This is a genomic window from Longimicrobium sp., from assembly GCF_036280135.1.
GTDB lineage: Bacteria > Gemmatimonadota > Gemmatimonadetes > Longimicrobiales > Longimicrobiaceae > Longimicrobium.
This window is the reverse complement of sequence record NZ_DASURI010000797.1, coordinates 1-10,260: the sequence shown is the minus strand read 5'-3', so window position 1 is coordinate 10,260 and position 10,260 is coordinate 1. Positions and strand designations below refer to the sequence as shown.

Here is a 10,260-nt window from a genome sequence, read left to right as displayed (position 1 = left end):
ACGCAGAGGGAGCAGAGGCAGCAGAGTACTTCATCGCGCGATCAGGCGACTTGCACAGAGCCCCGGCGGTCGCGCTCGCCGGGGCTTTGCATGAACGGCAACTGCATTCTCACGCAGAGCCGCAGAGGTCGCAGAGTACTTCATCCCGGTGCGGCGACGTCCTCATCCATCATCAGAGGTGCGAGGACTTGGCCTCACGGGATGAAGGCGACGGGTGCAGGATCCGGGGTACTCTGCTGCCTCTGCTCCCTCTGCGTGAGAATGCAGTTGGCCGTTTGGCACGGGATCGGCGTGAGGCGCGCGCATGTCCAAGAAGCTCACCAAGATCGCCACCAAGCTGGGTGTGGACCGCATCGAGCGGCACATCTTTCTCTGCGCGGACCCCGCCAAGCCCAAGTGCTGCGACCGCGAGGAAGGCCGCGAGGCATGGGACTACCTCAAGGGCCGCCTCAAGGTGCTGGGACTGGGCCGCGACGGCGGCGTCTTTCGCACCAAGGCCAACTGTCTGCAGCTCTGCAGGCAGGGTCCCATCGCCGTCGTCTACCCGGAAGGCGCGTGGTACCACTCGTGTACGCCCGAGGTGCTGGAGCGCATCATCCAGGAGCACCTGATCGGCGGGCGGATCGTGGAAAGCAACCTCATCCTCCATCGTCCGCTCCCCACGTCTTCCGCGGACGCCGACACGGACTGATCCGCGACCGCCGCGCACGTGGATTGCAGCGAGAATCCGGGCGGGTGCCGGCCTTTCCCCTCGCCCCGGATGGCTTCCATGGACACTCCCCTTCGCCTCGCCGCGTGCGCGCTGCTCTGCGCGCTCGCCACGCCCCTGCGCGCGCAGACCACGCTGGACCGCACGCCGTCGCTGTCCGGCGGCTGGATCGGCCTGCCGGGAAGCCTGCAGGTCACGACGCCCTTTCGCTTCAGCGGCACCGACCAGCCCAACCTGGACGTCTTCGTCGTCCCCAGCCTGCAGCTGGGCCTGGGGCTGCCGCACGACGCGCTGGTCGGCGCGCAGTACGCGCCGCAGTCGCAAGTGGTGGCCGGCGGCGAAAGCGAGTGGGAGGTGTTCGGGCGGTGGCGGCCGGTTTCGCAGGCACGCCGCGCCCGGGCGGATGTCACGCTGCAGGCCGGCTACAACGGCGCCGCGGGCAGCGTGGACGGGGAGCTGACGGCCGCGCGGTGGATGGGCCCGCTGCGGGTGATGGGCGCGGCGCGGGTGTTTTCCGACGCGTTCGGCTCCGGCGACGCGCGCGGCGCGCTGGCGGGCGGCGCCGTCTTTCGTCCCCTGCCCCGCAGCCTGCCCATCGCGCTCGCGGGCGACGCCGCCGTGCTGCTGGACAGGGACGACGGCGAGGACGTGGCGTGGAGCGCGGGCGTGCAGGTCGGCATCCCGTACACGGTCAACACGCTGTCGCTCTTTGCCACCAACACGGGCTCGGGCACGCTGCAGGGCGTCACGCGCGGCGGCGGGCGGACGCGCTGGGGGCTGGAGCTCACGCTGCCCATCCCGCTGGGCGCCTTTGTCGGATGGTATCCGTCGCGCGCGGAGGCCGCGGCCGGCGTGGAGCCCAACCCCGACGCGGGCCCGCGCGCGGCGTACGTCCTCATCTACCGGTACGCGTACATGGACGATCGCTACTCGCCCACGGTGTCGCGGACGCTGCAGTTCATCAACGCGGACTCCGTCGTGCACACCGTGACGGCGGATGACGGGAGCTGGAGCTCCGGCCCTATCCGCCCCGGCGAGCGGTGGAGCGCGAACTTCGTGGAGCCCGGCACCTACACCTATCACTGTGGCCCGCACCCGTTCATGAGGGGCAGCGTCACCGTCCGGCCGCGCGAAGGTGGAGATCTCGACGACGAACGGTGAGGGACCCGGGCGGATCGGCGGATCGAGGAAGCGGGCCGGCATCCAGCCACCCGGTGACTGAAGTCACAGCACTGGAAGCGTGATGTCGGCCTGCGCCGACGGCTCCTGCCGCGCGCCGTCGCGTGTGCACACCGGCCGCGTTCGGGCCATCGAAGGCAGCCCCGGTGCACGTCGGCCGGCCGTACTGGGGCAGTCCGCGCAGGCGGACTTCGCGAACTTCCAGCGGCGAACTCATTCGCTCCGGCTGGGGCGCCGCGACATAGATCCGGATCCGCAACCGGCAATCTGCCGCTCCGTCGCGGGCCGCGAGGATCGTGATCGCCGCTCCGTCGCGGGCCGCGCGGATCGGACGGAATCACGGGGTGTGCGTCCGCCCGCATCCCCCGTGTTCGCCGTCCGGCGCGGGGCGTGCGGCGAACGGGGATGCGGGACGGGACGCGATCCCGTATCCTGAGACACACCTTTGATCAACCGACACCCGGAGCACGCCTGATGCGCACGCACGTTCGCCTCGCAGCACTCCTCGCCCTTGCCGCCACGGCCGCGTGCGGATCGTCCGGCGCGTCCGCCGCGATGAACGACAGCGGCCCGTCCGGCGCCGCCTCGGCATCCTCGACGTCCGCGCGGCAGGTCTCGCTCCCCGCGGGCGCGGCGGAGGCGGGCGCGCGGCTGGATGCGTCGCCGCGCCACGGCGAGTTCGTGATGGTGAGCGCGGGCGGCGCGGACAGCGTGCGCGCGTGGGTCGTGTACCCGGAGCGGCGCGACAAGGCGCCCGTCGTGGTCGTCGTGCACGAGATCTTCGGCCTGAGCACGTGGATCCGCGCCGTGGCCGACCAGCTGGCGGCGGACGGCTTCATCGCCATCGCCCCCGACTTCCTGACGGGGATGAACGTGCCCAACGGCCCGGACGGCGCCCCCATCGCCGACAGCGCCCGCGCCGCCATCCAGCGCGTGAACCAGGCCGACGTGCAGCGCCGCATCGACGCCGTGGCGCGCTACGGCATGGCGCTGCCGGCCGCCCTGCCCCGCTACGGCATCATGGGGTTCTGCTGGGGCGGCAGCGTGTCGTTCAACCACGCCGTGCACGCGCCCACGCTGGGCGCGTCCGTGGTCTACTACGGCACGTCACCCGCGTCGGACCAGCTGGGCAGCATCCGCGCGCCCGTGCTGGGCCTGTACGGCGAGAACGACGCGCGCGTGAACGCCACCATCGCCCCGGCCGACAGCGCCATGCGCGCGCTGGGCAAGTCCTACGCGTACCAGGTCTTTCCCGGCGCGGGACATGGCTTCCTGCGCCAGCAGGACGGGCAGAACGGCGCCAACCTGGCCGCCACGCAGGGCGCCTGGCCACGCACGGTTGCCTTCTTCCGCCAGCACCTGGAGCGCTGAGCGGGATCGAAGGATGCGCGGGGGCGGGCACGAACCGGACGCCGAGTCCGCGCATCCAGGAGCGAATGAATTCGCCGCTGGAACTTCGCGAAGTCCGCCTGCGCGGACTGTCCGTCACGGGCGGGTGCCACGCCGGCACGGGTCCGGCGGCGCGGGGGCCCTCCGCCGCGGTGAACCGCGCCCCCCGCCGGGTTGCGGCCCGTGTTGGCGGTTGAAGCCCTGTTCGCGGAGCGCGTCGGCGCGAGACAGGGCTTATCGCACTCCCAGCGGCGGATTTATCCGCTCAGGCTGGGAGCGCGCCGGTGGATTCAGGACTCGAATACCGCTCAGGCCGGGTGCCCGCGAGGGCATCCCACAAACGACCAAGAGGATTCGATCGATGGACCTGGGACTGCGGGGAAAACGGGCGCTGGTGACGGGCTCCACGGCCGGGATCGGCTTCGCGGCGGCGCGCGCGCTGGCGGCCGAGGGGGCGGAGGTGTGGATCAACGGCCGCACGGACGAGCGCGTGAGCGCCGCCGCGCGCCGCATCGAGGACTACGTTCCCGGCGCCACCGTGCGCGGCATCGCGGCGGACCTGGGCACGGCTCAGGGCGCCGAGCGCGTCATCCAGGCCCTGCCCGACGTGGACGTCCTGGTGAACAACGTGGGCATCTTTGCCCCGCAGGCGTTCGAGCAGATCTCCGACGCCGACTGGATGCGCTTCTTCGAGACCAACGTCCTCAGCGGCGTGCGCCTGTCCCGCGCGTACCTGCCGGGGATGCGGGCGCGCGACTGGGGCCGCATCGTGTTCGTCAGCAGCGAGTCCGCCGTGCAGATCCCGGCGGAGATGATCCACTACGGCATGACCAAGACGGCGCAGGTGGCCGTGGCCCGCGGCCTCGCCGAGACGACGGTCGGCACGGGCATCACCGTCAACACGGTGCTCCCCGGCCCCACGGCGTCGGAGGGCGTGGGCACCTTCGTGGAGCAGCTGGCGGCCGAGCGCGGCATCGGCTTCGAGCAGATGGAGCAGGAGTTCTTCGCCACGGCGCGGCCCTCGTCGCTGCTGCGGCGCTTTGCCACGCCCGACGAGGTGGCGGGGATGATCGCCTACGTGTGCAGCGAGCGCGCGTCGGCCACCAACGGCGCGGCGCTGCGCGTGGACGGCGGCGTGGTGCGCTCCATCCTGTAGCATTCACAACGACTTACCGGAGATTTGAGGATGAACGTGCTGGTGGTGGGGGGAACGGGGACGATCGGAAAGCCGGTCGTGGAGGCCCTGCGCGCGGCGGGGCACACGGTGCAGACGGCCGAGCGCAGCGGCGGCGACCTGCGGGTGGACATGCGCGACCCGGAGAGCATCCGTTCGATGCTGGCGCAGGCGGGGCGGCTGGACGCCATCGTCTCGTGCGCGGGGAGCGGCGCGTGGAAGCCGCTGGAGCAGCTGACGGACGAGGACTTCGAGACCTCGCTGCGCTACAAGCTCATGGGCCAGGTGAACCTGGCGCGCTTCGGGACGGATTCGCTCAACGACGGCGGATCGGTCACGCTCACGAGCGGTGTGCTGGCGCACTCCCCTATGCCCGGCAGCGCGGCCATCAGCCTGGTAAACGCGGGGCTGGAGGGGTTCGCGCGGGCGGCGGCGCTGGACCTGCCGCGCGGCATCCGCATCAACGTCGTGAGCCCGCCGTGGGTGAGCGAGACGCTGCAGGCCATGGGGCAGGACCCGTCCGGCGGCCAGCCCGCGGCGGAGGTGGCCCGCGCGTACGTGGATGCCGTGACCGGCGCGCACAACGGCCAGGTGCTGGACTCGCGGACGTACAGCTGAGGGACGACGGTCGGCGGGGCCGCGTGTCCGGCCATTCGTGACCGGATGCGCGCTCCCGGCCTGAGCGGGTGAACCCGCCGCAACAACTGCGGAAAGCCTCACAAACTGCGTGAGGCTTCAACCGCCAACACGGGCCGCCACCCGGCGGCAAGGCCGGTCATCGCGAGGCGGGCGGGACGCCCCGGTGCACGCCGGCCGACCTTCGCTGGGGCAGTCCGCGCAGGCGGACTTCGTGCCTTTCCAGCGGCGAATTCATTCGCTCCTGGTTGCGTGGACTCCGCCTGCACACGCGATCTCGCCCGCGCGCCGGGTCTCCCGTTGTGCATCGGATGCCGCCCTGCGCACCGGATCTCGCCCTCCCCCTCCCTCACCTCCCCAAACCGACGATGCCCACCCAGCACTTCGCCGGGATCAACGTGGTGTCCATCGCCGTGCCGGACCTGGACGCGGCGCGCCACTTCTACGGCGAAGTCCTTGGGCTCGGCGCGCCGGAGTACGACCTGCCGGACGCGGGATGGATCGAGTTCCGCACGGGCGCGGCGGGCGGCAACCTGGCCGTCACCCACGCGGAGCCCGGCTGGGCGCCCTCCACGGGCACCACGGTCGTGCTCAACACGGACGACTGCCACGCCACCCGCGCCGCCCTCCGCGCCCGCGGCGTGCGGTGCGACAATCCCGTCGTCTTTCCCGGCTACGTCACCTTCTGTAGCTTCTACGATCCGTTCGGAAACCGCCTGCAGATGTGCAGCCCGGCCCCGGCGGAATGACGCAAACCCCTCCTCCCGACGACGGAATCCCATGGACCTCATCGCCCTCCCCACCCTCGCGCCCGCCACGGACGAAGCGCCCGCGGACGCCATCGACATCAACGACCCGTCGCGCCCCATGTTCGGCGGCGCCATCGGCACCACGCCCTGATTCGGAACCCTGACCGACCGTCGCACAGCGACCAGTCGCCTCCGTGCACCAGAGCCGGCTTGTCGCTTCGCACACAAGATCCTTCGGTCGCGCCAACGTCCTGCGCGCGTTCGTTTTACGCGCGGCGCTCCCTGAATAGAAAGCCAGGACTGGCCTCGTGCGTGGAGGCGTGCCCCGCGCGAGCGCCCCCTCCGCTCGCCTGGGCTCGCACCTCCCCCAATAACCCCTGGGGGAGGTTGGATGGCGGCGACTTTCATCCCGCAGGGTGCGCGTAGCGCCGAATGACTCAGGATGACGTTGCCTCGGCCCCGTTGAAAAGCCGGTTTGGCAACACCCGCTCAGGATGACCCTCGCCCGGAGGGGGCGCTCGCGCGAGGCGTTGCCACGCGCACGGGGTCAGCCCTTTCCGTTCATCCCCTTGGATGGCGGCGGCGGACGTGCTATCATCACCGGCGGCGAACGATCCCGGCCGCCCGTTCGGCCGCCCATATTGTTCCCAGTTGGATCAAATTCATCTCCGCTCCTGGCGCGACCTTTCCATGGGCGAGAGAATGCGCATCAGCACGCCCGTCCGCCCACGCCCTGCATCCGCCGCACATGACCGACGACGCACTGCATCCGCCCGACCTGGACGCGCTCCTGTCCGCGCACGGGCTCACCGCCCAGGCGGAGGGCACGGGCATCTCCGCGCCGCTCTCGCGCAACGTGAACCTCGTGGGCGGGCTGCTGGGCGAGGTGGTCGCCGAGCGGCACGGCGCACCCATGCTGGAGCTGGTGGAGCAGCTGCGCCTTCTCTGCCGCGAGGCGTCGCGCGAGGACGATCCCACGAAGCGCGACGAGGCCGCGCGCATCATCGCCGGGCAGGACCTGGACACGCTGCTCGTGGTGCTGCGTGCGTTCACCACCTTCTTTCACCTCGTCAACAAGGCCGAGCAGCTGGAGGTGGCGCGCATCAACCGCGCGCGCGAGCAGACGGCCACGCCGGACCATCCGCGCCCCGAGTCAATCGCCGACGCCGTGCACGACCTCGTGGCCCGGGGGCACGGCGCGGACGACGTGCATCGCTTCCTGGCAAAGCTCGACATCCAGCCCACGCTCACGGCGCATCCCACGGAGGCCCGGCGCCGCTCCATCCTGCTGCGCCAGGGCGACATCTCCACGGCCCTGGAGCGGCTGACGGACCCGCGGCTGACCCCGGCCGAGGCGGACGCGCTCATCGCCGAGATCCGCAACGGCATCGCCCTGCTGCTGGCCACGGACGAGGTGCGCACCCGCGCCGTGACGGTGGAGGACGAGGTGCGGCACGGGCTGTACTTCCTGGCGACGAGCATCTGGCGCACGGTGCCGCAGATGCACCGCGACCTGCGGGCCGCCCTCCGCGCCCGGTTCGGCGACGCCGCGGTGCCGGCGGAGCTGCCCACGTTCCTGCGCTACCGCTCCTGGATCGGCGGCGACCGCGACGGCAACCCGGGCGTCACGGCCGCCATCACCCGCTGGACGCTGGCCGAGCACCGGCAGGACGCCCTCAAGCTGCACCGCCGCGCCCTGAACGACCTGCGCCTGCTCCTGAGCGTCTCGCGCAACCAGGCCCGCGTGCCCGACGCGCTCGTAACCCGGGCCGAGGCGCTGGCGGACGCAGTCGATCTGCCGAAGGCGCGCCGCGAGCAGGTCGCCGGTGAGCCGTACCGCCTGCTGCTGCACGCCATGATGGCCGCGCTGGACCGGCTGATCGGCGGGGACGAGTCGCTGGCGTACCGCGCGGCGGACTACGTGGCGGACCTGCGGCTGGTCCGCGACGGGCTGACGGCGGGCGGGCTGGAGGGCGTGGCGCGCGACGGGCTGCTGCCGGAGGTGCTGGTGCAGGCGCGGACGTTCGGATTTCACATGGCCGCGCTGGACGTGCGCCAGCACAGCCGCGTGCACGAGGCCGCCGTGGCGGACCTGCTGCGCGTGGCCGGCGTGGAACCCGACTACACCAGGCTGGACGAGGAGGCGCGGCAGGCGCTGCTCGTCCGCGAGCTGCGCACGCCGCGTCCCCTCCGTCCCCACGGCGCCGCCCTGGGCGAGGAGGGGGCCGAGCTGCTGGAGACGCTGGCCGTCGTCCGCGAGGCGCTGGCGCGCGAGCCGGAGAGCATCGGCTGCTACATCATCTCCATGACGTCCACCGTGAGCGACATCCTGGAGGTGCTGCTGCTGCTCAAGGAGACGGGGCTGTGGCGGATGGAGGGCGACGAGGTGCGCTGCCCCCTGGACGTGGTCCCGCTCTTCGAGACCATCGCCGACCTGGACGCGGCGGAGGAGCGGCTGCAGGCCATGTTCACGCATCCCCTCTACCGCGCGCACCTGGAGGCCCGCGCGCGGGACGGCGCGCCGTTCCAGGAGGTGATGCTGGGCTACAGCGACAGCAACAAGGACGGCGGCTACTGGATGGCCAACTGGGCCCTGCACAAGGCCCAGGGCGCCATCGCGCGCGTGGCGAAGCGCAACGGCGTGGGCGTGCGCCTGTTCCACGGGCGCGGCGGCACCGTGGGGCGCGGCGGCGGGCGGGCCAACCAGGCCATCCTGGCCATGCCCCCCGAGGCGCACAACGGCGGCATCCGCTTCACGGAGCAGGGCGAGGTCATCTCGTTCCGCTACGCCCTGGCCGCCATCGCCCGGCGGCACCTGGAGCAGATCGTCCACGCGCAGCTCGTGGCCCTGGCCCAGCCGGCCGCGGAGGTCGCGTTCGAGGGCCCCACGGACGACGACGCGCACCGGCTGATGCAGCGCGTGGCCGACCGCTCCATGGCCGCGTACCGCGCCCTCATCGAGGACCCGGAGACGTGGGCGTTCTACACCACGGCCACGCCCATCGCGCACATCGCCGGGCTGCCGCTGGCCAGCCGTCCCATCAGCCGCAAGGGCGTGGGGGAGCTGGACTTCGAGGGGCTGCGGGCCATCCCCTGGGTGTTCAGCTGGACGCAGACGCGCTACACCATCCCCGGCTGGTACGGCGTGGGCGCGGGGCTGGGCGACGCCATCGACGGCGGGGAGCTGGATGCGCTTCGGCGGATGCGCGGGGGCTGGCCCTTCTTCAAGGCCGTGGTATCGGACGCGCGGCGGGAGATGGCCCGCGCGCGGCTGCCCATCGCCCGGCACTACGCGGACCTGGCGGCGGAGAGCGGCGCCCCCGCCGAGCCGCACGACCGCATCGCCGCCGAGTACGCGCGGGCGGAGGACGCGCTGCTGCGCATCACGGGCGAGGACTCGCTGCTGGCCGACAGCCCTGTGATCGCGCAGTCCATCGAGCTGCGCAACCCGTACACGGACGTGCTGAACCTCACGCAGATCGAGCTCATGCGCCGCTGGCGGGCCCTGGACGAGGACGCCCGCGCGTCCGCGGACGGGCAGCTGCTGCGGCAGGCGCTGTTCGTCTCCATCAACGGCATCGCCGGCGCCATGCAGAGCACGGGGTGATCCCGGCCGGCCTTCGCGCAGGACGACAGTCCGCACCCGGGGTCAGCGGAGTCGACGGTACCGAATGGGACCGCGGCTTCGCTGGCCCCGCCTCGTATCCGCCACCTCCCTGAACGGGATGCTTGTCCCTCCACTCCGCCCGCTTTAATCATGACCGCAGGGGAGCGCGGTTCTTTCCCTCTCCTCCCTTTTTCACCCCACCCCACTTCATGGAGGTCCCCCCATGCGCCGCCTCATCGTTTGCGCCGACGGCACCTGGCAGTCCGACGACAAGTCCGGCGGCCACAGCATCACCAACGTCGTGAAGATCCGGGACGCCATCGCGCCCCGTGACCGCAATGGCGTGGAGCAGATCGTGTTCTACGACCGGGGCGTGGGCGTGGGCAACTGGTGGAGCCGCGTCTTTGGCGGGGCGTTCGGGGAGGGCCTGTCGCAGAACGTGCGCGATTGCTACGCGTTCCTGGCCCGCACCTACCAGCCCGGCGACGAGCTGTTCTTCTTCGGCTTCAGCCGCGGGGCGTTCACGGTGCGCAGCCTGGCCGGGCTCGTCCGCAAGTGCGGCATCCTGCCCGTGGACGACGCGAGGCAGATCAAGGAAGCGTACGAGTTCTACCGCAAGCGCGGCGAGAAGTACCATCCCGCCGGCCCGCTGGCGACGGAGTTCCGCAGAACGCACCAGTCACGCGAGACGAACATCAAGTGCGTGGGCGTGTGGGACACCGTGGGCTCGCTGGGCGTGCCCACGGGCGGGCCCATCGGCATGTTCACGCGGAACCGCTACGGCTTTCACGACGTTCGGCTGAGCAGCGCGGTGGAG

At 71.8% G+C, this 10,260-nt stretch carries 8 protein-coding genes; all 8 read left to right on the top strand.

Annotation, left to right across the window (positions count from 1 at the left end; genetic code table 11):
* The first annotated feature begins 304 nt into the window (after positions 1 to 304).
* Positions 305 to 691 (top strand): hypothetical protein, encoded by a 387-nt coding sequence (locus tag VFZ20_RS25745; RefSeq protein ID WP_329686831.1) that lies wholly within the window; start codon positions 305 to 307, stop codon positions 689 to 691.
* 78 nt (positions 692 to 769) lie between these two features.
* Complete coding sequence (locus VFZ20_RS25740; protein ID WP_329686830.1) at positions 770 to 1,870, top strand: plastocyanin/azurin family copper-binding protein; 1,101 nt, start codon at positions 770 to 772, stop codon at positions 1,868 to 1,870.
* A gap of 492 nt (positions 1,871 to 2,362) precedes the next feature.
* Positions 2,363 to 3,259 (top strand): dienelactone hydrolase family protein, encoded by an 897-nt coding sequence (locus tag VFZ20_RS25735; RefSeq protein ID WP_329686829.1) that lies wholly within the window; start codon positions 2,363 to 2,365, stop codon positions 3,257 to 3,259.
* A gap of 379 nt (positions 3,260 to 3,638) precedes the next feature.
* Positions 3,639 to 4,433, top strand: a complete 795-nt coding sequence (locus tag VFZ20_RS25730) for an SDR family NAD(P)-dependent oxidoreductase (protein WP_329686828.1) — start codon at positions 3,639 to 3,641, stop codon at positions 4,431 to 4,433.
* A gap of 30 nt (positions 4,434 to 4,463) precedes the next feature.
* Complete coding sequence (locus tag VFZ20_RS25725; RefSeq protein ID WP_329686827.1) at positions 4,464 to 5,069, top strand: short chain dehydrogenase; 606 nt, start codon at positions 4,464 to 4,466, stop codon at positions 5,067 to 5,069.
* 386 nt (positions 5,070 to 5,455) lie between these two features.
* Complete coding sequence (locus VFZ20_RS25720; protein ID WP_329686826.1) at positions 5,456 to 5,836, top strand: VOC family protein; 381 nt, start codon at positions 5,456 to 5,458, stop codon at positions 5,834 to 5,836.
* Positions 5,837 to 6,584: 748 nt separating this feature from the next.
* Positions 6,585 to 9,443, top strand: a complete 2,859-nt coding sequence (ppc, locus tag VFZ20_RS25715) for a phosphoenolpyruvate carboxylase (RefSeq protein ID WP_329686825.1) — start codon at positions 6,585 to 6,587, stop codon at positions 9,441 to 9,443.
* Between the two features lie 223 nt (positions 9,444 to 9,666).
* On the top strand, positions 9,667 to 10,260 hold a 594-nt coding region (locus tag VFZ20_RS25710; RefSeq protein ID WP_329686824.1), incomplete at its 3' end, for a DUF2235 domain-containing protein.